Raw genomic sequence first — 25,037 nt, 5'->3', positions numbered from 1 at the left:
TCACATTGTCGGCCTAATCCGCGCGATATTCATGCAGGAGGGGCTTCCCTTGTCGTGTCCTGCTCATATCGTCTTATTTGCTATGCTGTAGACCTCTGGAAAATGTGCAGGATATGTGCGCGGTGAGGGATATGGCAAAGACATCATCAAAGAGGGTTTGGGCGCTTGCAATCCTCTTGCCATGCCTGCTCTTTCTCGCCGTCTTCACATTTCGTTCATCTTTCATCCCGCCCCTCGACCAGCTTCTGTTTTCCGACGTCACCTTCGATGTCAACGGTGGTTGCATCGAGGGGCAGGAAGCGGGCACCCTTAGGGTGTGGGCCTGGGAGCCCGTCTCGATGCCGCAAGCGCATAAAGACGGCTACGTGCTGCTCGGATGGGTAGATAGCTCCTCTGGGGCCGTTACAGGGCCTGATAGCAGCAGGGTAGGGGGTAGTGGCACCCTACGGGCGGTATGGGCGCGCGACAGGTACGCCATATCCTATGACTTGGCATGTGGATCGCTTACGGATTGCCCGCCTACGTCGTATTCCGTCGAATCGGACGTCGTGAAGCTTCCAGAGCCTTCGCGCTATGCGTATGAATTCCAGGGTTGGCGTATCGATGGATGCGAGGAGTTGGTCGATAGCATCGACCCTACGCTTGCCCGGGATGTCACTGCGCATGCCGTCTGGACGCCTGCGGTAGATGCCGCGCCTGCGACGCTGTATCTTGGCGATGGACTCGATGCCGTTCCGTATTCCTATTGCTATGGGTGGGATACCGCTCCAGCGCAGGAAGCTGGCATCTGGCAGGGCATTGGATGCGTCACCGATGGGGAGCCGACATATTACATCGGACACAATCCCGGTATCTTCGCCCCCGTAGCCGATTTTCGCGTGGGGTCCCTTTTCGCGGTTTGCGACGATGCGGGCAACCTTGGCTGCTACCGCGTAGTGCGCATTGTGACGGTACTGCACGATGGAACCGTTTTCACGCCCGAATTGCAGGCGATGGTCATGCCGCAGGGGGAGTACGCCTCGCTCCAGACCTGCCGTCTCGACAATGTCTACATGGACATATTCGTAGGCAAACGCATCGACTAATGAACGTCGGTTTTGGCAGTTCACCTGGGATTATGTACTCAGCTACAAAAAATTAAATACCCTCTTGCCAGAAAGGGTGAGTCGCGTATAATACTTTCTTGCGCGCGGACATGGCTCAGTTGGTAGAGCACCACCTTGCCAAGGTGGGGGTCGCGGGTTCGAACCCCGTTGTCCGCTCCATTGTTCATGTGAGCCGGCCGAGCAATCGGCTGGCTCTTTTAAGCAAAGCATGGCGACGTGGCCAAGTGGTAAGGCAGAGGCCTGCAAAGCCTTTACCCCCGGTTCGAATCCGGGCGTCGCCTCCAATTTGCTTCATGAACGCAGCGCTGGAAGTTTTTAAAATTGGGTGTTTACATAGCACTCAGCTCTGTTAGAATACTTCCTGCTGCAAAGCTAACGGGCGTTTAGCTCAGGGGGAGAGCGCTTCCCTGACACGGAAGAGGTCACAAGTTCAAATCTTGTAACGCCCACCACGAATTGCGAGGCTGGAAGCTGATGCTTCTGGCCTCTTTTGTTATCTGCGGCATTTGTTATTGTGCTCATCTGTGCGTATTGGCGTGTTGGTCTCGTTGTCTGGTAGCTGGTCAAGGAGTAAATCAATGGTTGACCTACATTTTGCATTGCCGGATTTCACGTACAACTTCCACTTGAACCTTGCCCTCATCAAGGCTTGGAACAGCGACCCTGCGATGTTTAGAGACGGGGTGTGCTTTGATAGCGTGTACGGCTGCTTCCCCCAATGTAAAGCAAATGGCGGACGACACTATTTGGGGAGGCAGTACAAGCCTTTTCTGATACATGCAACCTTTGCCATGCTTAACGACATGGGCGTGAAGGTGCGTCTGACCTTCACCAACGTGTTCCTCGACCGCCACGTGTTGAGAGACGACGCATATGTTCGTGAGATCTTAGATATCGCAAGCAACTATGATGTTGAGGTAATAGTCTACTCAGATGACGTGGCAGAGTATTTGCGTCAAAACTATCCATTTAAGCTCGTGCTGTCGACAAGCCGAGACATCACAGACGTACATTTGCTTAACGATGCGCTCGATCGCTTTGACTATGTGGTTCTTAACTACAACCTGAACAAGGACTACGACTTCCTTGCTCAGGTTGCCCATCCGGAACGCCTCGAGGTTATGGTCAACGAGCTCTGTGCGCCGCATTGCCCTGTTCGGCAAAAGCATTACGAGCATGAAAGTCGCGACCAGTTAAACGGTGAGAGCACCCTCTTTTGTGAGGAGTGCGGCCGCTCGAAAGCTGACCTGGCCGATCTCTTTGACGGACCAATTGTTCTCTCTAACGAGGAGATTGCGCGCCTGCGCACGGAGCATGGAATTCGTTACTTTAAGATTGTTGGGCGCAAGAGAAATCGCAACAAGCTTCTCGATGTCTATCTGTACTACCTCGTGAGACCCGAGTACCACGAAGATGTTCGCCGTTTGCTTGTTGGGTAGTTAACCGGAAGGGGCTCAGCATGAGAGCGAGGGAGTGTCTTACAGTCACTGCGATAGTCCTCAGCGTGCCGCATGGCCTCTCACGTCACCTTTTCCCTGGTAACAGTCGTTTATCCACTGTCTGACGGTGCGATGCCAGAGAAGAGCGCATGCTAAAATGATGCAGGGGGTTAGCTTTCTAGGCGCAATCATTACTCGATGGCGGCATTTCGCGTGGTAAGCATGCGAATATGAATTAGCTGAAAGCAAGGTTTGATCATGATTGAGCTGCGCGATATAGGCAAGAACTACTTTAAGGGAGAGAATGCGGCACTTTCCGATGTGTCCGTCGCCTTCGGAGATTGCGGCCTTGTTGCGATTTGCGGGCCGGCGGCTTGTGGCAAGTCCACGCTCCTGAACATCCTGGGAGGAATCGAACAGCCCGATTCAGGTGAGGTAATCATTGATGGCAAGTCGACCCGTACATTCAGAGAGGCCGATTGGAATGAATACCGCAACGCGCGTGTCGGGTTTGCGTTCCAGGACCCTGTTCTCGTGGGGCATCGAACTGCGCTCGAGAATGTCGAGCTGGCTTTAACGATTGGAAACGTTCGCCAAACCGAGCGCAGTGAACGAGCGCTCGAAGCCCTTCGTCTTCTGGGTGTTGAAAACTGCGCGTCGAAGAAGCCAGCGGCCCTTTCAAGCGCTCAGCAGCGTCTTGTGGCGATTGCTCGCACCTTGGCGAAAGAGCCTGATATCCTTCTTGCGGACGAGCCGACGTGTGGGCTTGACAAAAGCTCCGCGGAAACGGTAGTAAACGCTCTCGAGCGCGCAGCGAGGAGTCGACTCGTGATACTGGCTACGAGCGACGATGAACTGGCTTCGCGCGCCAGTCGGATCTTGCGCTTTGCCAACGGCAAAGTGGTCAGCGATGTATCTACGCACAATGGAATCGTCGTCGGGACTATCGAACAATCCGCGCAGCTTTCGGAAAAGAGCAGCTCTAATCCCCGCCTACGAGCGAAATCGCGGCGGAGCATGCCGTTTTTCGCTGTGGTAGGCTATTCGATCCGCAACATGTCTGCGAAGAAGGGGCGGGCAATACTCACAGCCATCGCATCGGCCATAAGTATGATAGGCATTGCTACCATCGTGGCGCTTGGTGGCGGTGCAAATAATCTCATTGCTGGTTTCGAAGAGTCTTCGATTGCCACCGACCCTATCGTTGTAGGGAAATCCAACCTTGACCTCACGAGCTTGCTTAGCAGCGAGAGCTTGAGGAATCTCAATTCCCAGAGTGCGGCCACAGAGGAAAGCTCGTCGTCTCCGGGCACTGTAAAGGTAAATACTCTCGATGGCTCCATTCAAGACGTATCATCGATGCTCACCGAAACGATCTCACACGTTCGCGATAATGACCTTGCTGGTTTCAAGCAATTCGTCGATTCAAATTCGGATGGTATTCTCGATTATGTTGACACTGTCACATATGATTATGGCATTGTGCCCCTTGTATACAATGGCGACACGACCCAGGGCGTTGAACAGCTTAATCCTTCGTCGCTTTCGGAAATGGTCATGCGTCGGGCCAACTCGACCGCAAGCTCGCTTAATAGCCTAGGCGGGTTTCATCAGATGATCGACAGCCAGGATATATTGGACGAGCAGATGAACGTTGTCTATGGCACTTGGCCTCAAAGCTACGACGAATGCGTGATTGTGCTCGACAAAGACGGCGGTATTAGTGACCTTACGCTCTATTACCTTGGGCTCTACGACCACGAGGCAGTTAACGACGCGCTGAATGCGACCCTCGACGGGCAGAGCGTCGAGTTTCCCGAATCGCCATCCGAGCTTAGCTACGACCAGCTTATGGACGCGAATTTCGTGGTTCTGCCGCGCGTGAGCCTTTACCAGAAGGATGAGGCACGAGGCACGTGGGCCGATAAGTCGCTGGACGACGACTATGTTGCCGGCAAAATAGCCCAAGAAGGCATCAAGCTGAAGGTGTGCGGTATCGTACAGCCGAAACGTGATGCGCTTTCCCCGCTCATGCCCGAAGGCGTCGGGTATACGTCCGAACTCGTCGATTACCTCGTCGGGGTATCCGCTCAAAGTGCGATTACCAAGCAACAGCTCGAGAACCCTGATGTCGACGTGTTTACGGGTAAGAGCTTTGAGGATTTGAAGGCGCATCCGGCGGGCAATCTGGACCTCGAGAACGTCATTACCGTTAATGATCAGGCGATTGCTCGCCTGCTCGGCATGTTTGGAGATAGTGATGTGGAAGAGACTGATTCCGGTGATGACGACCTTGAGCTGCTTTGGGCTGACCTCTCGAAGATTGACTGGTCGCAATTCGAGATTGACGAACGCGACATCCTCGACGCGGTGAACGAACAGAGGATCTACGATGCCATCGAACTCGCCTCGATGCTCGATCCCGAAGAATCCGGCTTGGAGCTGACCGATGAGCAGAAAGCCGAGGTAAGCATATTAACGGGGGGCATGGTTGCCAACTTCACCGCCTGGGCCATTGATGAGGGGGCCACTGCCGAGGATCTGAGCGATTCGGATAAGGTTAGCCGCTATTGGAAAGACTACTTGCAAACCGATGTCGGCAAGCAGCAAATGCTCGAACTCGACCTTCTCGTGGGGCAGAGCTACGGTGAAGTCGTGCGTGGTCAGCTCGAAGATTACCTAACGGGCGTTTACGTCGAGGTCCTAATCGACGAAGTCAGTGCCGAAATCATCGAACAGTCCATGGAGGAAATCGCGAAGGAGGCCGAAGAGGAGCTCGAGCGCGAGTTTCCGGCTGTTGCCGACGAACTAGGCAGGGAACTCGAAGCGGCTATAGCTAATGAGCTCGACCGCATTCTCACTGAGGTCGACAATGGGGTCGCTGTGGTTGGAAACGAACTTGCCAACGTAATCCAGATCAACATGAGTGAAGAGGATCTCGTTGCGTTTCTTAACAACCTATCTGACTCATCCGAGATAGGCTATGACAACAACATGGCCAAGCTTGGCTACGTAGACATGAGCAAGCCGCTCTCGATGAGCATCTATCCAAAAGACCTTGCTGCAAAGCAGAAGGTGATTGGGATTATCACGGCTTACAACGATCGCATGGACCAGGCGGGAATGCACGACCGAACTATCATCTACAACAATAATTCTGGCGACATGTCCGAAACCCTGTCTGGCGTTGTGGACATCGTGGGCCTGGTGCTGATCGTTCTCATTGGCGTCTCGCTGGTTGTCGGTTCCATCATGCTAGCGCTCCTTACCTACACTGGCATAGCTGGACGACGCCGAGAAATGGGGCTTCTACGATCCCTTGGCGCATCGCGGGGCAACCTGGTGGCCATGTTCAACATCGAGACGTTCGTGGAAGGCTTGCTCGCTGGCGTGATTGCGGTGGGCGTCGTCTACGCAATGTCTGCGGGCGTGAACAGCATGACGGCCACAAGCTTTGCGGGCGTAGACGTCATGGTTCTGTCCCCTCAGATAGCCGCCGCGCTCATCGTACTCTCGGGCGTGCTTCCGTTGCTTGTAGGTTTGATACCGTCACTTGTTGTGTCATGCAAGCGCCCAGCTCGATTTCTGAGTAGCTAACGAGTCGATTGTGGCTGCATTGATGTGATAGTAGTCATTCCCCTTGAACCTTCATTACGCCATCGTCTATTGGGCTATCTGGCGAAATCTTGATGATTTCCTATACTGTTAGGTCGAAGGAGGAAAACGCAGGTCTATGCCTGGTCTCGGAACAATCATAAACATTGCAGCTATTGTGGCTGCGGGAGTGCTTGGCTCTGCAGTTGGAATGCTGCTAAGCGAACGTCTGCAAGAGGGGCTTGCCAAGGCGGCGGGAGTATGCGTGCTCTTCATTGGAATTGCGGGGGCCATGCAAGGCATGCTTTCCCTCGACGGGGGCACCCTTGCATCAGGCAAATCGTTGTTCGTGGTGGCAAGTGTGCTTTCGGGAACTATCGTAGGCGAGGTATTGGGCATCGAGGATCTCGTGAATCGATTTGGCGAGTGGCTCAAGCGCAAGACGGGAAACACCGAGGACCGTTCCTTCGTAGATGCGTTTGTCACGGCGTCGGTGACCGTATGCGTGGGTGCCATGGCAGTGGTTGGAGCAGTCGAGGATGGCATGCTTGGAGATATATCCATCTTGTGCACCAAGGCGATTCTCGACTTCGTTATCATCCTGGTCATGACATGTTCGCTTGGGCGAGGATGTGCGTTCTCCGCTATTCCCGTTGGCCTCCTTCAAGGGACGGTAACCGCGCTGGCGGTGCTTATCTGCCCGATTATGACCACTTCCGCTTTAGCGGCCCTTGCGCTCGTTGGAAGCATTCTTATTTTCTGCGTGGGCGTGAACCTTGTATGGGATACCAAGCTTCGGGTGGCAAACATGCTGCCCGCCATCATTATTGCCCCGTTGTTCACCTTCCTGCCAATTGCCTGGTAAGACCTCATGTAGCAAAGGGATGTCTGCGAGCATGACGCAGACATCCCTTTTCTTTATCCGTTCGATGGCTTTGCTAGCTTAGAGACGAAACGTTCAGGGGAAAGGTGAAGTACGTATCGGGATACGGTTCGTCTTCTAACGTGAAGTGCCACCACTCCTCAACGAGGGGCTTGAAACCGGAGCTGAGCATGATATCGCGCAGAACCATGCGCCGCTCGTATTGCTCATCGGTTATATCCCGATAATCGGGGTGGCTCAGTTCGCCAAAGTAATCGAACGTGCCACCCATGTCGACTTCGCGTTCGGTCGCCATGTCGAACAGCGTTAGGTCTACGGTGGAGCCTCGCGTATGGCCGCTCTTCTCGGCAATGTAGCCTTGGTCGAATAGGACGGACTTATCGAGCTCGGGATAGAAGTAATCCTTCATGCGCGTATCGGAGAGGTCCTTCGACCAGCGAACGAAGTGGTCGACGGCCTTTTGCGGACGATAGGCGTCGAATATCTTCAGGCGATACCCCTTCGAAATCGCCATCTTGGACGCATCCTGCAACGCTTGCGCCGCTTCACGCGTGAGCAGGGAAATGGGCTGTTCGTAACCATCTATGCGATCGCCCACGAAGTTGTAGGTCGAGTAATAGCGTATCTCCTGAATGGCGTCGGGAACTGCGTCTGCCAGCAGTACAAACCCCGATGCATCGGCTCTTGGGTCTTGCGATTCGCTACCGGAATCGGACGCGCTCGAAGAGGTGCCCGTTTGCCCTTGCGCGCAGCCCGAAAGAGCCACAGCCGAAAGGGCCCCTCCCATGGCGGCTACAAAACCACGACGTGTCATTGATTTCATGATTTCCCCCCTTGCGTTTCCCTGGCTGGAAATGATACGGCAGCGAACCCAAAGGAATTCCGTTTGGTTCCAAATGGTAACTAAACGCAGTCTTGCGCGTATGCACTCCCTGTTCGAGCAGGTAATATGCTAGCCGTACGCGTCTCATCACGCTCAGGCGCCTGAGCGTGATGCGCGCGACGCAGCCCGTAGCAATGGACGTTATTCGTGCCTGCGTCAGTAGGTAAGCCCATGTACTTTTGGATCTCACGTTCGGGCTTCTTCAGGAACACGGAATAGACGCCTACGAGCACGGCCTGCTCGTAGGAAAGGACGCCAGCACGGTAAAGACCAATGGAGTCGAGCGTGCGATCGAGGTTCCGCTCGTCGGAAAGCGCGCTTATGATCTGCGATTCCATTGAGTACATGCGCTTCACGTTCACTCCATTCTCTTCCGAGAATACGCGAATGGCCGCATCGCTCGTTTCGTCACACACGGCAACGTAGACGGTATCGCCTTCCACCGCAAGAGGCAGGATCTTCGCCTTTCGCAGGCGTTCCCGGTCGAACTGTTCCAGGGCCTCGCGGTAGCCAAGCTTGTTCACGACGCCATCGGGCAGGAAGAGCACGTGCTGAACGTGGCTTAGGGCCTGCACCATCTGCACCTCGGTGATGAGTCCCTTGCGAATAAGAAATGCGCCGATGTGCTCGCCAGACTCATGGTCCATTTCCTCCAGCGCATCCCTGAACTCCTCTGCCGTCAAGCATCCCTGAACGATGAGGGTGTCGCCGATCTTGCGGCGATAGCGCTGCAGCTGCTCGCTCGTAAGGAACTCATGGTCGGTCTTGGCCCACTTAACCTTGCGGCGCGGACTCTTCTTCGCCTTTTCCTTTTGAGGGCGATTCTTGCCCACGCGAAAACGCATGCTAATGGCGCCCTTGGTTGCGACGAAGTTGATGATGTTGCCGTAGATGAGGCGAATGGGAAGCAGCGGAGGAAGGAAGCAGCCAAAGAAAGCGCTCTTCAGGCCATATACGCGATAGAGCGAATGTGCCCTGGTGATCTGACGTACGAACATCATAAGGAATACCAGTACGGCCAGGAAGAAGAAGGGGGAATCCTCGGGGAACATCTTCGGTAGGCCAAACGGAAACGAGACAATGCAGTAGAGCGAGGCCGCATAGCCGATGATGGGCATGAGGTTGATGTACTTCGACTTGACGTCCTTGTAGAAGGAATAACGCCCTGCAAAGCTCACGCCCTTCGAGAAGAAGACGTCCCGAAGGCTGATGGATTGCATGGTGATGCCATACGCCCAGCGCGTCTTCTGGCGCACTGCGGCATGAAACGTTGCGGGGAACAGGGCGCGCGTAGTGATGAAATCGTCCTTGATCTTGCCGTTTGGCAGAACACGGGGCAGGCGTTCGAGAACGTAATGCAGGGAAATGCCCTTCTTGTACAGCTGAAGCGAAAGGAGGTAGTCCTCCGTAAGGCTGTCGCTCGGCAAGACATCCTCACCGTTGAACCTATCAATCAGGCCCCTCGAGAGCGCAAATCCGGTGCCGGCGCAGGGCACGAACGCACCTAGGTTCCTGCGCGCAACAAGCGTCGTGAAATGGTGCTCCGCGAACTCATCGGCGTACGTTCCCGTGGTGAGTTGCCTGAAGAAGTTCTTGAACGTGGGCATCTCCATGATGGGGAACACGGGGAACTGCAGCGCTTCGTGCTTGTCGATGAGGTAATTCGTAGCCAGAAGTTCGTAGGAATGGATAACGTCTTCGGAGTCGTGAACGGTCAGCGAGGCGAACCGAATGTGATTCTGCTCCTCGTAGAGTTTGATTTGGCGAATGACGTGATTGATGTTCTGGGCTTTCGTTGTGGGGCCATCGATGCAGTTCACAATGGCATGCACGTTGGGAAAGCGCTTGGAAGCCGATTTTACGGCGGCAATCGTTTCGGGGTCGTTCGGGTAGACGCCCACGAATAGGTGATACATCGACTTGGGGTAGTCGGTGTTGGTGACGAAGGTATCGATGACGTCTTCGATTACGTTCGACTCGTGCCAGGCGGCAATGCACACGGCGAGCATTTTGGGCGGGGTGGAGCGCATTTGCTCGAAATTGATTCGGGCATTATTCGACTTCCTGCGGTAGATGCGCGAGCAGAAGGAAACGATGTCCCAAATGGCGTCATCTATGCCACAAAAGAGAAAGACAAAAATTGTGAACGCGCCGAACCCCACGACGAACGTTTGCAAATCCATACGCACCTCAGCAGTAACATTTTTCAAGGTCCGTATTGTGAAGAGCAGTTGTGAAGCGAGACTGATATTCGCAATTTCGACACTTCGAGCATTTCGTGTACGCGCTTGACGTGGAGAAACGTTTTCATTCAAACGAATAGGGGGTTATATTGTTTCAAGAGTGAATTATCTACTCGTCATTTCTCCATAAGTATTCAAATGGAACAACGCTGCAGGTAGGTTGCTATACATCCCTCTTTTCGTCCGCGACGATATCGATGAGTTCTTGCTTAGAATGCACGTCGAGCTTCAGGTAGATTCGCTTTACATGCGATCGCACCGTGTTTTCCGAGATAAACAATGTTTCTGCGATATACGGCTTGGAGCGGCCTCGACAAAGCAAATTCAAGACGTCTTCTTCGCGACTTGAAAGGCCGTATTGTTTGGCAATGGCATGGCATGTTTCGTTGATCCTGTTGTCAACGTCTTTCGTTGGGTGCTCGTTCATTGTCCCGGAAAGCAGGCGATCGGCGTCGGGGGAGCGCTGAGGAAGTAGGAACGCCACAACGAGGATGATGGCGAGTAAAGAATAGCTTGCAACGACCTGCTCGTTTACGCTCGCGGAGAAGGCTCCGATGAGCACGCGGGCAATAGCGTCGGGAAAAACGTAGAGAAGCATTCCGAGAAGAACGATGGCGGACGCTTGGTATGTACTCTGGCGGGCGATATCGACGAGGGTCAGCCACAGCAGCAACTCGCCAATTACGGCCGTCGGACCCGTGACAACTTGTAATGGCTTTATGATGCCAATGGATACAGAGAGGGCAAGGCCAATCCCTATGAAGACGAATGCCAGTCGCCAGACGAGTGAAACGTCGAGTCGTCGCGAGCGTGCGACCATCCACCAATAGAGGAACGTAGATACTGCAATGAGCAGGAGATAGGAAAGCACCGTTAGCTCGCTATCCGCGCTCGCCCCAAACGAGTAATGACCCGTGGATAGCTTCAAGGACGCATTGAGCCACGACCAGACAAGAAAGAAGATGGCCGCCGATACGGCCATGGGCCATAGCGAAGCTATCTCATCCGCTCCGTATACGTATTGCGCCTTTTCGGCGGGAGCATGCTCTATTTCAGCATGCAGTAAGGTTACGGACAGGAGGGGAGCTGCTGCCGCTATGATGCTATAGCATTCGAATCCAATGAGGGAAACGACAAGCTTGACAGCTGAAATTCCAACAAGAGAAACGACGAACGCACCAGCCGCATCGGCTGAAGACGTTCGCGCATATCGAATGCTCCATTGTGCCATGAGCCAAGAAGTCGCAAGGGCAAAAGCGGACGTAATGGCGCCGGCAAGAGGTACGTGCCTCATGTCGACGATGCTGCAGCAGACAATCGTTGTGACCTGAATGGAAGCGGCTACTGTATCGATTCCAAACAAGAGTGATTTCGGAGCCCTTTTAGTCGCAACGCAAAGTATGAGGGCCCCAGGAATGCCCACGAAAAAGCAAAGTGATTTGCTGAACCACCAAGCGTCTACGTCATAAGAAAATGACCCCATCCAGTTCGAACAGATATACCATGCCGCAAACCCCACCGAAAGCGGCACGTACGTTCGGGTAATGGTTTTGGCATTCTGGCTTTCAATCACGTAATTCCTCCCTCATCCCCTTAGAACTATACCCAACTCCCCTCCGAATTTAAAAGCTTCTCAACTGGTCTTTTGCAAATGCACCCTAAACGGGCGATGGAAAAGCGGGGTGGATTACGTCGTTTAGGGCGTATACGCTTGCTTGCCTTTGGCCCAATGCTGCATACGTCAGACCGCATGATGCGGATGGTTCAAGCAAGGAGATAACAGTGAAGACAATTAAAGACGTCTATTCGCGCCGTTCGTTCCTGAAAACGAGCAGCGCCATAGCACTTGGTGCCGCTGCGATGGGCTTTACGGGCTGCGCCCCTTCAAAGAGCAAGAATAACGACCAGGCCACAAACATCAACGATATCACCTGGGACGAAGAATACGATGTGCTTGTCGTTGGCGCTGGCGCGGCGGGCTTGGCCACCGCGGCCACGATTGCGACTGAGGGCAATGGTCTTACGACGCTACTTCTCGAAAAGGGCGCGTCGGAACGCGGCGCAGGCAATTCCCCCGTATGCAGCGGTTCATTTCACATTACCGAGGACGTCGAATCCTTCACCAAGTATATGAAGGCCCTTCTCGGCGACTTCTCGGCTACGCCCTCAATCGTCTACGAGACGTATGCAAAGGGCGCTGCGGAAAACTGGGGCTGGCTCACGTCTCTTGGCATGAAGGAAGACGACGTCAAAATCACCCCGATGACAGGTGGGGCTGCCGAGTACTTTGAGCTCGAGGGGTCCGAAAGCTTTTCAAAGTGCCAGTTCAAAAAGGATAACGAGGACGGCGTCAATCACATTACCATCTTCCTGAGCAACGTGCTCGACCAGTACTCCGATCGCGTAACGCGCCTTACGAACGCACCTCTTACCGCCTTGGTGCAGGATCCCGAAACGAAAGAGGTCATTGGCGGCACGTACGAGAAGTCGGGCAAGACCGTCTACGTGAAGGCGCGCAAGGGCGTTGTCATGACGTGCGGTGGCTTTGAGAACGATCAGGAAATGCTGCAGGATTATCTATCTTTCGAGAGGATGCACGCGGCAGGCGCTTCGCTTAACACGGGCGATGGGCACCGCATCTGCTCAAAGCTCGGCGCTAGCATGTGGCACATGAACAGCTTTGCCGGCGCCTGGACCAATGGCGTGAGTCGCGATGGCACGCAGTTCCTGCAGTACCGCACCCTCAAGAAGGCTCAGGGCATCGTCGTGGGCATCAATGGTCGTCGTTTCTACCAGGAATGGGAGGGCACGACGATGTACACGAAGGGCGAGGAAGGATCGCTGGACCTCCACTACGGATGCCGTCACGGCCATCAGAACTTCGGTGGCGACTGGCGTTGCCTGCCGATCCCACCCAAGACCTGGTTCGTATTCGATGCCGAAGGCCAGAAATACGGTGCTTACCTTGGTAAGGACGTGCTCACCAATACGCTGCAAAACCAAACCGAGAAGCGCGAAATCGAACCGAATATCAACCCCGTCGAAGATGGCTATGCCCTCACGGCCAACACGATCGAGGAGTTGGCTCAGCAAATGGATGTTCCCGTCGACGAGCTCGTTAAGACGGTCGAGAAGTGGAATTCCGATTGCGAAAAGGGGGAAGACACTCAGTTCCATCGCCCTTCCTCCCAGCTCACGCCCGTTGCCACCGCTCCGTTCTACGCCATCGAGTGCGTTCCCGAAATCCTCAACACCGATGGCGGTCCGCGTCGTGATGAGAAATCCCGCATTCTCGACGTTGATGGAAACCCGATTCCCCATTTGTACTCCTCGGGCGAATTCGGTTCGGTATGGGCCGCCAAATACCAGGGCAGCGGCAATATCACCGAATGTATGGTCTTCGGACGCATCGCCGCACGCGAGATTATTAGCGCGTAGCACCTTCGCGACAAATGACATATCCCTCCCTGGGACGCCGATACTCCTCGGCGTCCCTTTTCACTTAGTCGCGCACATGTGCTCAAATCGTGCCCTTGAGGGTTCTTGTTGATTGTTGGGGGAATGAGAGAGGGGAGTTGCGCGCGTTATGCCCTGCGATACCGTTGCATGCGGTCTGTTGTTTTGCGCATTGAGGGTATCGTGGATCTCGCACAGTTCTTTCTTGGCGGCCTGCCCGCTTGGTCACTCTTGATAATCGCACCGCTGCTGTTTGCCGCGGGCTTCGTAGATGCCGTAGGCGGCGGGGGAGGCCTGGTTTCGCTTCCCGCATACATCCTGTGCGGCCTTCCTTCCCACGCGGCTATCGCCACGAACAAGATGTCGTCGACCATGGGAACGACCATCGCCACGATCAAGTACGCACGGCGTGGCTACATGGATTGGAAGCTCTGCATTCCTTCCGTAGCACTTGCCATCTGCGGTTCTTTCCTGGGGTCGAATCTTGCCCTCCTGGCAAGCGACCGCCTCCTCATCATAGTCATGCTCGTGGCCCTACCCGTCGTAGGCGGATATGTGCTCTTCAAGAAAGACATCTCTCCGAAGACGCCCGCGTTTCCGTTCGGCAAGACCGTAGCGCTCTGCATGCTTATCGCATTCACCATCGGCATCTACGATGGCTTCTACGGCCCCGGCACGGGAACGTTCCTCATGCTGCTGCTCATGGGTGTGGCGCGACTCGACGTCTTCAAGACTGCGGGCGTTACCAAGAGCATCAACCTCACCACCAACGTCACATCGCTTGCCGTATTCCTGGTGAATGGGGAAGTGCTCATCGGCCTGGGCTTACTCGCCGGCCTCTTCAACATCGCGGGCAACTACCTTGGCGCCACGTACTTCTCGAACAAGGGGGTAGGCATCGTTCGCCCCATCGTCCTCGTCGTGATCGCAATTTTCTTCGTGCGCTTGGTGCTTCAGCTTTTGGGCATCTTTTAACGCGAACGTGTGCAGATTATGGACAATTCGGAAAGCTGAGCCGTCCACCCTCATTTTCGCGCCGTCCACGCGCAACGGAGGGGACCGCTTTTCCCGCCTACCGAGAAATTATGTGGCTGAACAGCCCCACTAGCGAAGAGTGGAGCAGCTTTTGATACTCTGTCTACGGTGCTACAAGGCACCGTTTTTTATAGCAGTCGAGAAGTTAGAAGGGGTGAAGCTCGTGGAAATGATTGGTTTCCTGATTCTGTTCCCGCTGGTGATTGCAGCAGTATTGCTCTTCATCAAGAACAATAGCGTGCGAACGGCAATCGTATGCAGTGCCGCGGCCATCATCGCATTGGCCACGCTGGTATTCTGCGCCACCAATATTGCCACACCCGGCGTTTACATCGAATTCAGCTCGCAGATCATCGACTACATCTGCGCTCTGGCTAGCATTCTCATCGGAGTATGCGTTATTGCCTTTGCCATTCGATACAAGAACGTGTGGGCGGGTATCCTCGCGGGCGTACAACTTGTAGCTTCCCTCGTCTTCGAATTTGCATTTGCCCATGGCATTCACGTTACCTACGGCTTGTACTTCGATTCCCTTTCGGTGGCCATGGCATTCATCATCGGCATCATCGGTACGGGCATCTGCGTATATGCTCTGGGCTACATGGAAGATTTCCAACGCGAACATGCTGACGAGAAGGACCGTCGCCCGGTGTTCTTCGCCATCATGTTCCTGTTCCTGTCGGCTATGTACGCCGTCGTTTTCTCGAACAACATGTCGTGGCTGTTCACCGCTTGGGAAATCACCACGGTTTGCTCGTTCCTGCTCATTGGCTACACGCGCACCGACGAAGCCATTCGCAACGCATTCCGCCAGATCATCATGAACATCGCTGGTGGCCTGGGCTTTTCCGTAGCGCTGTACTTCTGCGCCATCGCGCTGAAGACGTTGTCGTTCTACGAATTCATCGCGCTGGGTGCCTATACGCCCGCGCTGGTCGTGCTTCCCGCAAGCGCACTTGCCTTCGCGGGCCTCACCAAAGCGGCACAGATGCCGTTCCACACCTGGCTGCTGGGCGCCATGGTTGCGCCTACGCCCACGAGCGCCCTGCTCCACAGCTCCACGATGGTGAAGGCCGGCGTATTCATGCTGGTGAAGCTTGCCCCGGTATTCGTGGTCTCCATGGTTCCGTCCATGATGGTCATCCTGGTAGGCGGCATCACGTTCATGCTCGCCTCGTTCATGGCCATAAGCCAGAGCAACGCCAAGCGCGTGCTGGCGTACTCCACCATTGCCAACCTGGGCCTGATCGTTGCCTGCGCCGGCGTGGGCACGCCCGAGGCCATCTGGGCAGCCATCTTCCTCATCCTGTTCCACGCCATCGCCAAGTCGCTGCTGTTCCTGTGCGTGGGCACCGCCGAACATCACATTGGCAGCCGCAACATCGAGGACATGGACCTGCTGTTCGAGCGCATGCCGAAGCTGGCCCGCCTCATGATGCTGGGCATCATGACCATGTTCATCGCGCCGTTCGGCATGCTCATCTCGAAGTGGGCCACGCTCGTCTCGCTCGTTGAGATGAACCAGGTCGTGCTGCTCGTGCTCCTGGCATTTGGCTCGGCCGCCACGTTCATGTTCTGGGCGAAATGGCTCGGCAAGCTCTCGGGCATTGCCGCGGCGCAGGAAAGCGTCGAGGTCACGGTTACCAAGACTGAATGGGTTTCCCTGTACCTCATGGCCGCCCTCATCGTGCTGTGCTGCTTCTTCCTGCCGGTAATCAGCAATTACGTCGTGCTGCCCTACATTGCAACCGTGTACGCGAACCCCACTGCAGCCCTGAGCGACGACATCCTGTGGATCACGAGCATCCTTGCGGTGGTCGTCACGTTGCTCCTGTTCGTTGGCTTGAATCGCAAGGCCCCCAAGGGCAAGAAGGCAAGCGTGTACCTGGCCGGCGTAAGCGCCGACAACGCGAATCGCGTGTACGTCAACGCCATGAGCCAGCGCTCCGAAGCCACGGTGCGCAACTGGTACCTGGAATCACTGTTCGGCGAAAGCCGCATCAAACCTATTGGCGAGATAAGCTGCACGCTCATCATCATCGCCGCATTCGCCATGTCCCTCGCCAGCATCACGGCCGTTTTCTAGAAAGGAGCGCAAGATGACACCCATTCTCATGGCAATTCTGAAGACCATCATCGCCACGGTCATTTTCGCCGTCGTCGCTCCCGTTATCGGCTGCCTGCTGGCTGGCCTGGAGCGCATCATCAGCGCCCGCATGCAGGGTCGCGTTGGCCCGAAGCTGCTGCAGCCCTATTGGGACGTGCGCAAGCTTCTGGAAAAGGAACGCGCAAGCGTGAACGGTGTCGAAGGCGTCTACATTGCCGCAGCACTTGGCTTTGCCATGCTGGCAGGCGGCATCTTCTTCAGCGGCGGCAACCTGCTGCTATGCGTTTTCGTCATCACGCTGTCGAGCCTGTTTTTCATCATCGCCGCGTACTCCACGCGTTCGCCCTACGCCGAAATCGGCGCTGCGCGCGAAACCATGCAGGTCATGAGCTACGAGCCCATGGTCCTGTTCATGGCCATCGCGTTCTACCAGGTAACGCATTCGTTCGACGTGGCATCCGCATTCCACCTTACGCATCCTGTCATCTGCTTCGGCCTGGGTGCGTTCATCGGGCTGGCATTCATCCTCACCATCAAGCTCCGCAAGAGCCCCTTCGACATCTCCGACAGCGGCCACCACGGCCACCAGGACATCGTGAAGGGCGTCACCACGGAAATGTCCGGCCCCACGCTTGCCAAGGTCGAGATCATGCACTGGGTCGAAGATGTGCTCTTCCTGGGCTGGGTAGGCATGTTCTTCGTCTGGGGCGGCCCCGTAACCATCATCGTGGCCATCGTCTTCGCGCTGGTCATGTGGTTCCTGGAAATCTGGATCGACAACAACTTCGCCCGCGTGAAGTGGCAGCCCATGCTCAAGTGGGCCTGGGCGGTTGCCCTGGTCGCCGGCGGCATCAACATCGCCGTGTTGGCATTCGTATAGGAAGGAGGCTCACATGTCTTTTGCTAGCAAATCCCCGTGGGTCATCCACTACGACGCTTCCAGCTGCAATGGCTGCGACATCGAAGTGCTTGCGGCCCTATGCCCCGGGTTCGACGCCGAACGCTTCGGCGTGGTGAACACCGGCAACCCGAAACACGCCGACATCTTCCTGGTAACGGGTAGCGTCAACGAACGTAACATCCACGTCGTGCGCGAGATCTACAGTCAGATGCTCGAGCCGAAGGTCGTTGTGGCTTGCGGCTGCTGCGCTTGCACGGGCGGCGTGTTCCACGACTGCTACAACGTGCTCGGCGGCGTAGACAAGGCCATTCCCGTCGACGTGTACGCACCCGGCTGCGCCGTGCGCCCCGAAGCGCTCATCGACGCCGTCGTGGAAGCCGTGGGCATCCTGGACGAGAAGAGTAAGGCCATCAAGTCGGGCACCTACGTTCCGCCGAAGCTGCCTGAGCTCACCCGTGGCACGCCCGTCGAAGAAGAGATAGCGAAGGGGGCATAATGGCAATCGACCAGCACTTTCAAGATATTCAGCTCTCCGAGCTCCGTGCGATTGCGCAGCGTCGCAACGCCGAAGGCTGGCGCGCCGTGCAGACGCATTGCGTAAACACCGAAGAGGGCATCGACATCACGTATACCTTCGAACGCGAAGGCATCTACGAGAATTTCCGCATTCGCGGGGTGCAGAAGACCGACGAGGTTCCCTCGCTGCAGGACATGTTCCTGGGTCTCTTCCCCTTCGAAAATGAAGCGCACGACCTGTTCGGCGTGAATATGACTGGCATGGTCCTCGACTTCCAGGGCGCATTCTACGACCTGGCCATGAAGGAGCCCATGACCGTCATCAGCCCCGAGCAGAAGGCAGCCCGCGAGAAGGCCGCGAAGATCGCCGCTGCGAAGGCGGCAAAGGCCAAGGCAGCCGCTGCCAAGAAGGCAACCGAAGAAGGGGAAGGGGAGTAGCATGGGCAAGGCAACCGTCATTCCTTTCGGTCCGCAGCACCCGGTTCTGCCCGAACCGCTTCATCTGGACCTGGTAGTCGAAGACGAAAAGGTCGTCGAGGCCATTCCCCAGATTGGCTTCATCCATCGCGGCCTGGAAAAGCTCACTGAAACGCGCGACTACAACCAGTTCATCTACATTGCAGAGCGCATCTGCGGCATCTGCGCATTCGGCCATAGCATGGGCTACGCGGAAACCGTCGAGAAGCTCATGGGCGTGGAAATCCCCACGCGTGCGGAATACCTGCGCGTCATCCTGCATGAACTTTCGCGCGTGCATTCGCACATCCTGTGGATGGGCCTGGCAGCCGACGCATTCGGCTTCGAGAGCCTGTTCATGCATTGCTGGCGTCTGCGTGAGCGCGTGCTTGATTGCTTCGAGCGCATGACCGGCGGCCGCGTGATCTTCTCGGCCGTGGTCGTGGGCGGCATGGTGCGTGACCAAGACGCCGAGACGCTCCGCCACCTGCAGGACACGCTTGCGGGCATCAAGGACGAATACCAGCAGCTCATGAACACCTTCGTGAACGACACAAGCGTTCGCTCGCGCCTGGTGGGCGTAGGCGTCATCACGCCCGAAGACGCGGCAAAGTACGGCATGGTGGGCCCCTTCGCCCGCGCCAGCAACCTGAACAACGACGTGCGTCGTCTGGGTAATGGCGGCTACAAGTACCTGAGCGACTTCCAGCCGATCCTCTCCACCGACGGCGACTGCATGGCCCGCGTTATCGTGCGCGCGCAGGAAGTGCTGCAGAGCATCGACATCATCAACGAGCTGTGTGCCACCATCCCCGCAGGCGACATTGCCGTTCCCGTGAAGGGCTCGCCCAAGGCCGGCGCACAGGCGTGCAACGCCCTCGAGCAGCCGCGTGGCGAATGCTACTACTACGCCATGGGCAACGGCACGAAGTACCTGGAGCGCATGCGCATTCGCACGCCAACCAGCGCGAACCTGGCCGGCATGGCCACGGCGCTCGCGGGCTGCGAGCTCACCGATGTGAACATGATCGTGCTTACGATTGACCCCTGCATCAGCTGCACGGAAAGGTAGGGCCATGGGTAGTTTCAAACTTGGAAAAATGACCTTGGGCTCGCTTTTCAAGAAGCCTGAGACGCTGCTGTATCCCTTCGAGACGAAGCCTGCACCCGCAGGCCTGAAGGGCCACATTGAAAACGACATGAAGGTCTGCATCCTGTGCGGCATCTGCCAGAAGGCGTGCCCCGCACATTCCATCACCGTCGACAAGAAGGCTGGCACCTGGACAATCGACCATTTCGGCTGCGTACAGTGCAGCTCGTGCGTGCGCGCTTGCCCAAAAAGCTGCCTGACCATGCTGCCCACGTATCAGAAGCCCACGCGCTCCATGGCTCCCGAGGTTTTCACGAAACCGGAAGAATCGGAAGAGGAGAAAGCGGCCAAGGAAGCCGCGAAGAAGGCGAAACTTGAAGCTGCTATGAAAGCCAAAGCCGAACGCGAGGCCGCGAAGGAATAGGTCTGCAATTTTCGCTACAATAAAGAGTCGGGTGTCTATTCGCACCCGACTCTTTTTGTTTTGATTAGCAGAAACGCAGGGACATGACGCAAGAGAACGACATCATCAAAGGCACTCCGGAGAATCCATCTGACGCTATATTCACGCTTCCCAATGCGATCAGCTTTGTGCGTCTGTGCATGATTCCCGCGTTCTTCTTCATGCTCATGCAGGGGAACAACATTGCGGCTACCGCGTTGTTTGCGATTGCCGCCTGCACCGACTTCCTTGACGGGCAAATCGCTCGTCGAACGAATCAGGTTACGAAGCTGGGTCGCATGCTCGACCCAGCGGTAGACCGCCTCCTCATGATTCTGGGCGTGCTCGGCGTATACCTTACGGGCCGCATCCCCCTGTGGATTATCGTGCTCGTGCTGGGTCGCGACATCGTACTTATGGCAGGATACGCCATCCTGCTCAAGCGCTGGAAGGTGCGCGTCGACGTCATCTACCCAGGTAAGGTTGCCACCACGTTCTTCTTCATCGGCTTTGCGGGTCTGGTGCTAAACGCTCCGCTCATTCCCGGTTTGGGATGGTGCGACTTCGCATGGCTTCCCGGCTTCAACGGAGCGAACGTTTGCTGGGCCATCTGGTTTATCTATGCCGGCCTTCTGCTGGGGGCGTATTCCACCACGTACTACGTGCGAGAAGCCCTGCGGAAGCTTTCCGCAGCTAGGAAAGCTGAGCGTTCGTAGCAATGGCTGAAGCTCGTCACAATCGGAGTTCGTCTTCCCGCGCATCTTCGCGCGGCGGAAAGCACGCAGGCAGCGGGCAGACGCGACGCACGCGCAACGCGGCACCAGCGCGCTCTTCACGTAGCAGCGCCGGTAAGCGTGCGCCCGCGAGCAATCGCTCTGCAACGCGCACGGCGAACACCTCGCGCGCAACCAGGCGAACGCAACCGCAGCGAACCATGCGTTCGAATAGCTCGACCCGTACACGTTCTACGAGCGTAGGCGCAGTTCGCGCCCAGCAGCCGCGTTCCGCACATCGCAGCAAAGCCAAGAGCCGCAATATCGTAGCCATCATCCTTGGCGGATTGGTCACGGGACTCTTTTCGTTCTTTTCGTTCATCGGGAAGGGCATCCTGCACGCATTCGGCTCGCTTCGCGCCAGGCATCCCCGCGCGGCCTTGTTCGCCGCAATACTCGTAGTGTTCGCGCTCTTCAACTGCGTGTGCTATGCAGGCGATTACGTAACGCGATGGGGCAAGATTATGCCCAACGTTTCCGTGGGCGGCATCGACGTTGCCGGCATGACGCGCGACGAGGCCATCGATGCCGTGAAAACGGTATACGAACCCCGACTCACCAGTTCAGACGTGGAAATCTACTCCAGTGAAGAGGGCATGGCGCTGCATCACACCAATACCGCTTCCAGCGACGAGGTCACCGTAGAAGAGGAACTGGCCTCCACTGAGGTGTGGAACACCAACGCCTCGAACCTGAATGCCTCCATCGACTACGACGCGCTCATCGACGCAGCCATGGCCGAAGGTCGCGGTGGCATCTTCGACCGCATTGGCCTGTTCTTTGGTGCCCGCCAGCTTTCCGTCGTCGTCTCGTTTGGCGAAGAAGACCTTGAATGGCTGGCCAGCCAGATTGACTCGTCCATGGGCGAAGCCTACGAGAACTACGGCATCACCATTTCGAAGGGCCAGGCCAGCGTCACCGAAGGCCACGACGGCATGATGGTCGACCGCACCTGGTTCGCCGACAAGCTTTCCACGTTGCTCACCAGTGACGACAGCGTTACGCGCGCATTCGTGGCCGAAGTAGTGTACACCCCCATGAAGATCAGCGAATCTACCGCGCAGGCCACCTGCAACACCATCAACAACGCCATTGCCTATGGCCTTACGTTCTCGGAAGAGGGGGGCGAGTGGCATGCCACGTCTTCCGACCTGGGAGACATGATTACCACGGATATCGTCCAAAACGGCGATGGCACGTATGCGCTTGCCCCCACGGTCGACAGCTCCAAGGTAAAGCATTACCTGGTCACGCAGTCGCTTTCGGGCGTCGATGCCGATAGCCTTACGGTAGCGTTCGAGCGGGAAAACGACAGCATCTACGTAAACGTAACCTCCGGCGGGCTCATGCCCGAAACCGAAGATGCGGTTACCCAGATCACGAACGCGCTCTTCGGCGGCGACGCGCCCAGCGCTACGCCCACCATCACACTGAAACTCGTGGATATGCCCAGCCATATCTCGGTCGACGAGGCGATTTCCCTGGGCCTTATCACGAAGATCAGCTCGTACACCACCGAATACACCGCTCGCTCGACGGCTCGCAATCACAATATTCACTTGGCAGCCGACCTGCTCGACAACTCCATCGTTTCGAGCAACGGGGGAGTGTGGAGCTTCAACGATACGGCGGGCGAATGCAACGAAGCGGCCGGGTTCCAGGTAGCGGGCGTCGTGGTGAATGGCGTGAGCGAGGAAGACTTCGGCGGTGGCATCTGCCAGGTTGCCACTACCGTATTCAACGCGGTATACAACGCCGGCTACCCCGTGAAAGAACGCCATAACCATTCCAGCTACATCGCCTCGTATCCCGCAGGTCGAGACGCCGCCATCAGCTATCCGTCTCCCGATCTGAAATGGACCAATGATGGCACTTCAGATGTTTTGCTGGACATGTCTTACACCGACACGACCGTTACCGCTACACTGTATGGAATCGACCCAGGGTACGTTGTCTCCACCGAAACCGGCGAATGGCAAGAAGGGGCCGAATATGGCACCACGTACACCTACGACGACACCATTGCCGCAGGCACGCAATACGTGCAGACCGAAGGCAAGAACGGCTCGAGCATCAGCGTTACGCGCACGGTAAAGGATTCCGAGGGTAACGTCCTGCACAAGGACCTCTTCCAATCCACCTACGTTGCCGTGAACGAGGTCATTGTCGTCGGAACGAAAAGCTAGAGAGGTCACCACGTGAAGCAGCTTTCATCCAAACGAATCACCATCTCGTTCGGCATGCTTGCCCTGGCGCTTGCCACCGTACTTGCGTTTGCACCTGCGCAGGCTTACGCAAACGTGCAGAAAAGCGACGTCATCGCAGGCGAGACGGTAGCGAACCGCAATCTTTCCGCCGCCCAATGCCCCAGCGTGGAGGCATCGTCGGTGCTGCTCATGGATTCCGATGGCAACGTGCTCTTCGAGCGCAATGCCGACGAACACGTGAACATCGCCAGCATCACCAAGGTCATGACGGCCGTAACCGCCGTAGAGTACGCAAGCCTTGACACCGAAATCACGGTGAGCAGCACGGCCGCCGCCATTGGCGAATCCTCGGCAGGCCTGCAAGCGGGGGATACCCTTACGCTGCAAGAGGCCCTGAAGGCCATGCTCTGGCCCAGCGGCAATGATGCAGCACAGTCCATCGCCGAGTGCGTGGGCGCGCAGATTCTGAAGGAACAGGGCAACGCTTCGCCTACGTCCACCGAATCCGTTGAGGCATTCGTGCAGGCCATGAACGACACGTCGGCCAAGCTCGGCATGACGAATTCGCTGTGGGCGAACCCCCACGGTCTCGACGATGGCGTATACGCTAGCCAGGAAATGTACAGCACCGCACGGGATGTGGCCACCTTGGCCAACTACGCCATGAAGATTGATGCCATCAGGTCCATCACCAGCCAGGACGGTGGTACGGTAACCGTTATCCGCGATGGCGCGACCACGGGCGTCGAGCTGGAATCCACCGACGAGCTGTTTGGCGTGGTCGAAGGCGTTCTGGGCGTGAAGACGGGCTTTACCGATGCGGCAGGCGAGTGCTTTGCGGGTGCCGTCGAGCAAAACGGCACGCGCCTCATTTCCGCCGTACTGAACTCCACGTCGTCCTCCATGCGCTTCACCGATACGCGTACGCTCTGGGAATGGGCATACGAGAACATGATCGATTATGCCGCCGCGCAGACGACGCAGACTACCGTCAATGCAAATGGCGCTACGGTTCCCTTGGTGGCAGAAGTAGCTGATGCGGCCTGGACCGACAAGACGGTTCCCGCAACGCTCGAAAACCCCAACCAAACATTCCGCGTATTCGCGCTTGCCGGCAACGTGAGCCAGGAAGTTACCTACTACGACATTAACGGCAGCGTGAAGGCTGGCGACGTCGTAGGCAAAATCACGTACTACCAGCAGAACGAAGTCATCGGCACGGCCAACTTGGTAGCCACTCAGGATGTGGCCGCTCCCAACCCGCTCGAGGCCCTGGGAATCTGGTGGTCTCGCCTGATAGGGGGCTTTTCTGGGGATGACGGCGTAGCCGATAGCGTATGCTATAACGAAGTAGAACTCATTTACGACAAGTCGAGTCTCTCTGCCGCATAGCAAGACTCCGCGTGAAAGGATGTCACATGGAAACATGCCCCGTATGCAATGGTCCGGTGAGCCCGCAGGATGCGGCGTGTCCGTCGTGCGGTTTCAAGCTCACGGGCTCCACGCAGAAGTTCCAGCCCATCAACCTGAACGACGACGCACCGCGCGACAAGCAGGCTGCTGAGGCCAAGGTCGCTGCGCAGCCGAGCGCATCGTTCACCGTGGTACGCGGGCCGCAGCAGATCGATACGCAATACTCCCTCGAGGCACGCGAGCTCACCATCGGACGCTCGCCCAAGTGCGATATCTTCCTGAACGACATGACGGTTTCCCGTCATCATGCCGTTGTCATGCCCGTAGGCGACCGCTTCGCCATCCGCGACGAGGATAGCTTCAACGGCGTTTGGATCAACAACGAAAACATCACCCAGCGCGTTCTGGAAAAGGACGACATCGTTCAGATTGGGGCATTCTGCCTCCTGTACAGCGAATAAGCCTGCACAACACAATCCAAGAGAAGGGGATC

At 56.4% G+C, this 25,037-nt stretch carries 19 protein-coding genes and 3 tRNA genes; 19 read left to right on the top strand and 3 right to left on the bottom strand.

Annotation, left to right across the window (positions count from 1 at the left end; genetic code table 11):
- The first annotated feature begins 131 nt into the window (after positions 1 to 131).
- The 7 genes from E7002_RS05130 to E7002_RS05100 all read left to right on the top strand — a co-directional run bounded on the left by E7002_RS05130 (position 132) and on the right by E7002_RS05100 (position 7,004).
- Entirely contained in the window at positions 132 to 1,085 is a 954-nt protein-coding gene (locus tag E7002_RS05130) for an InlB B-repeat-containing protein (RefSeq protein WP_303727778.1), read from the top strand.
- 104 nt (positions 1,086 to 1,189) lie between these two features.
- A tRNA-Gly gene (locus E7002_RS05125) sits at positions 1,190 to 1,265 on the top strand.
- 51 nt (positions 1,266 to 1,316) lie between these two features.
- A tRNA-Cys gene (locus E7002_RS05120) sits at positions 1,317 to 1,390 on the top strand.
- A gap of 93 nt (positions 1,391 to 1,483) precedes the next feature.
- Positions 1,484 to 1,558: transfer RNA gene (locus E7002_RS05115), tRNA-Val, on the top strand.
- A gap of 126 nt (positions 1,559 to 1,684) precedes the next feature.
- The gene (locus tag E7002_RS05110) at positions 1,685 to 2,545 is read left to right on the top strand and encodes a hypothetical protein (protein WP_303727777.1); all 861 of its coding nucleotides are present in this window, start codon (positions 1,685 to 1,687) and stop codon (positions 2,543 to 2,545) included.
- A gap of 258 nt (positions 2,546 to 2,803) precedes the next feature.
- Complete coding sequence (locus E7002_RS05105) at positions 2,804 to 6,142, top strand: ATP-binding cassette domain-containing protein (RefSeq protein WP_303727776.1); 3,339 nt, start codon at positions 2,804 to 2,806, stop codon at positions 6,140 to 6,142.
- Positions 6,143 to 6,278: 136 nt separating this feature from the next.
- Positions 6,279 to 7,004 (top strand): DUF554 domain-containing protein, encoded by a 726-nt coding sequence (locus E7002_RS05100; RefSeq protein ID WP_303727775.1) that lies wholly within the window; start codon positions 6,279 to 6,281, stop codon positions 7,002 to 7,004.
- A 73-nt stretch (positions 7,005 to 7,077) separates the two neighbouring features.
- On the opposite strand, the gene E7002_RS05095 is transcribed toward E7002_RS05100, so the two are convergent.
- From E7002_RS05095 to E7002_RS05085, 3 genes are all read right to left on the bottom strand, one after another.
- Positions 7,078 to 7,845, bottom strand: a complete 768-nt coding sequence (locus E7002_RS05095) for a M15 family metallopeptidase (RefSeq protein WP_303727774.1) — start codon at positions 7,843 to 7,845, stop codon at positions 7,078 to 7,080.
- Positions 7,846 to 7,925: 80 nt separating this feature from the next.
- The gene (locus E7002_RS05090) at positions 7,926 to 10,088 is read right to left on the bottom strand and encodes a glycosyltransferase (RefSeq protein WP_303727773.1); all 2,163 of its coding nucleotides are present in this window, start codon (positions 10,086 to 10,088) and stop codon (positions 7,926 to 7,928) included.
- A gap of 223 nt (positions 10,089 to 10,311) precedes the next feature.
- Positions 10,312 to 11,721, bottom strand: coding sequence for a LuxR C-terminal-related transcriptional regulator (locus tag E7002_RS05085; protein ID WP_303727772.1), 1,410 nt, complete (start codon positions 11,719 to 11,721; stop codon positions 10,312 to 10,314).
- A 209-nt stretch (positions 11,722 to 11,930) separates the two neighbouring features.
- Here E7002_RS05085 and E7002_RS05080 point away from each other — a divergent pair, with 209 nt between their 5' ends.
- From E7002_RS05080 to E7002_RS05025, 12 genes are all read left to right on the top strand, one after another.
- Positions 11,931 to 13,586, top strand: coding sequence for an FAD-binding protein (locus E7002_RS05080; RefSeq protein WP_303727771.1), 1,656 nt, complete (start codon positions 11,931 to 11,933; stop codon positions 13,584 to 13,586).
- Positions 13,587 to 13,787: 201 nt separating this feature from the next.
- Positions 13,788 to 14,579, top strand: a complete 792-nt coding sequence (locus E7002_RS05075) for a sulfite exporter TauE/SafE family protein (RefSeq protein WP_303727770.1) — start codon at positions 13,788 to 13,790, stop codon at positions 14,577 to 14,579.
- Positions 14,580 to 14,808: 229 nt separating this feature from the next.
- Positions 14,809 to 16,725, top strand: a complete 1,917-nt coding sequence (locus E7002_RS05070) for an NADH-quinone oxidoreductase subunit L (RefSeq protein WP_303727786.1) — start codon at positions 14,809 to 14,811, stop codon at positions 16,723 to 16,725.
- Between the two features lie 13 nt (positions 16,726 to 16,738).
- The gene (locus E7002_RS05065; RefSeq protein ID WP_303727769.1) at positions 16,739 to 17,626 is read left to right on the top strand and encodes a respiratory chain complex I subunit 1 family protein; all 888 of its coding nucleotides are present in this window, start codon (positions 16,739 to 16,741) and stop codon (positions 17,624 to 17,626) included.
- Between the two features lie 13 nt (positions 17,627 to 17,639).
- Positions 17,640 to 18,143, top strand: a complete 504-nt coding sequence (locus E7002_RS05060) for an NADH-quinone oxidoreductase subunit B family protein (protein ID WP_303727768.1) — start codon at positions 17,640 to 17,642, stop codon at positions 18,141 to 18,143.
- The gene (locus E7002_RS05055) at positions 18,143 to 18,601 is read left to right on the top strand and encodes an NADH-quinone oxidoreductase subunit C (protein ID WP_303727767.1); all 459 of its coding nucleotides are present in this window, start codon (positions 18,143 to 18,145) and stop codon (positions 18,599 to 18,601) included. Before E7002_RS05060 ends, E7002_RS05055 begins: the two co-directional genes overlap by 1 nt.
- Before the next feature lies 1 nt (position 18,602).
- Positions 18,603 to 19,691 (top strand): nickel-dependent hydrogenase large subunit, encoded by a 1,089-nt coding sequence (locus E7002_RS05050; RefSeq protein ID WP_303727766.1) that lies wholly within the window; start codon positions 18,603 to 18,605, stop codon positions 19,689 to 19,691.
- Between the two features lie 4 nt (positions 19,692 to 19,695).
- Complete coding sequence (locus E7002_RS05045; protein ID WP_303727765.1) at positions 19,696 to 20,133, top strand: 4Fe-4S dicluster domain-containing protein; 438 nt, start codon at positions 19,696 to 19,698, stop codon at positions 20,131 to 20,133.
- 83 nt (positions 20,134 to 20,216) lie between these two features.
- Positions 20,217 to 20,867, top strand: coding sequence for a CDP-alcohol phosphatidyltransferase family protein (locus E7002_RS05040; RefSeq protein ID WP_303727764.1), 651 nt, complete (start codon positions 20,217 to 20,219; stop codon positions 20,865 to 20,867).
- Positions 20,868 to 21,085: 218 nt separating this feature from the next.
- Complete coding sequence (locus tag E7002_RS05035) at positions 21,086 to 23,110, top strand: VanW family protein (protein ID WP_303727763.1); 2,025 nt, start codon at positions 21,086 to 21,088, stop codon at positions 23,108 to 23,110.
- A gap of 12 nt (positions 23,111 to 23,122) precedes the next feature.
- The gene (locus E7002_RS05030; RefSeq protein ID WP_303727762.1) at positions 23,123 to 24,523 is read left to right on the top strand and encodes a D-alanyl-D-alanine carboxypeptidase family protein; all 1,401 of its coding nucleotides are present in this window, start codon (positions 23,123 to 23,125) and stop codon (positions 24,521 to 24,523) included.
- Positions 24,524 to 24,549: 26 nt separating this feature from the next.
- Positions 24,550 to 25,005: an FHA domain-containing protein gene (locus tag E7002_RS05025; protein WP_303727761.1), complete on the top strand. Its 456-nt coding sequence runs from the start codon at positions 24,550 to 24,552 to the stop codon at positions 25,003 to 25,005.
- Positions 25,006 to 25,037 lie beyond the last annotated feature (32 nt).

Source organism: Denitrobacterium detoxificans, assembly GCF_015062615.1.
Lineage (GTDB): Bacteria > Actinomycetota > Coriobacteriia > Coriobacteriales > Eggerthellaceae > Denitrobacterium > Denitrobacterium detoxificans_A.
This window is presented reverse-complemented; position numbering and strand designations above follow the sequence as displayed.

Excerpts from the sequence above, each read along its gene's own strand:
- E7002_RS05100 (WP_303727775.1), top strand. The coding sequence starts at position 6,279 with ATGCCTGGTCTCGGAACAATCATAAACATTGCAGCTATTGTGGCTGCG.
- E7002_RS05070 (WP_303727786.1), top strand. The coding sequence starts at position 14,809 with ATGATTGGTTTCCTGATTCTGTTCCCGCTGGTGATTGCAGCAGTATTG.
- E7002_RS05050 (WP_303727766.1), top strand. The coding sequence starts at position 18,603 with ATGGGCAAGGCAACCGTCATTCCTTTCGGTCCGCAGCACCCGGTTCTG.
- E7002_RS05090 (WP_303727773.1), bottom strand. The coding sequence starts at position 10,088 with ATGGATTTGCAAACGTTCGTCGTGGGGTTCGGCGCGTTCACAATTTTT.
- E7002_RS05110 (WP_303727777.1), top strand. The coding sequence starts at position 1,685 with ATGGTTGACCTACATTTTGCATTGCCGGATTTCACGTACAACTTCCAC.
- E7002_RS05055 (WP_303727767.1), top strand. The coding sequence starts at position 18,143 with ATGGCAATCGACCAGCACTTTCAAGATATTCAGCTCTCCGAGCTCCGT.
- E7002_RS05025 (WP_303727761.1), top strand. The coding sequence starts at position 24,550 with ATGGAAACATGCCCCGTATGCAATGGTCCGGTGAGCCCGCAGGATGCG.
- E7002_RS05095 (WP_303727774.1), bottom strand. The coding sequence starts at position 7,845 with ATGAAATCAATGACACGTCGTGGTTTTGTAGCCGCCATGGGAGGGGCC.
- E7002_RS05040 (WP_303727764.1), top strand. The coding sequence starts at position 20,217 with ATGACGCAAGAGAACGACATCATCAAAGGCACTCCGGAGAATCCATCT.
- E7002_RS05105 (WP_303727776.1), top strand. The coding sequence starts at position 2,804 with ATGATTGAGCTGCGCGATATAGGCAAGAACTACTTTAAGGGAGAGAAT.
- E7002_RS05065 (WP_303727769.1), top strand. The coding sequence starts at position 16,739 with ATGACACCCATTCTCATGGCAATTCTGAAGACCATCATCGCCACGGTC.
- E7002_RS05045 (WP_303727765.1), top strand. The coding sequence starts at position 19,696 with ATGGGTAGTTTCAAACTTGGAAAAATGACCTTGGGCTCGCTTTTCAAG.
- E7002_RS05060 (WP_303727768.1), top strand. The coding sequence starts at position 17,640 with ATGTCTTTTGCTAGCAAATCCCCGTGGGTCATCCACTACGACGCTTCC.
- E7002_RS05130 (WP_303727778.1), top strand. The coding sequence starts at position 132 with ATGGCAAAGACATCATCAAAGAGGGTTTGGGCGCTTGCAATCCTCTTG.
- E7002_RS05035 (WP_303727763.1), top strand. The coding sequence starts at position 21,086 with ATGCGTTCGAATAGCTCGACCCGTACACGTTCTACGAGCGTAGGCGCA.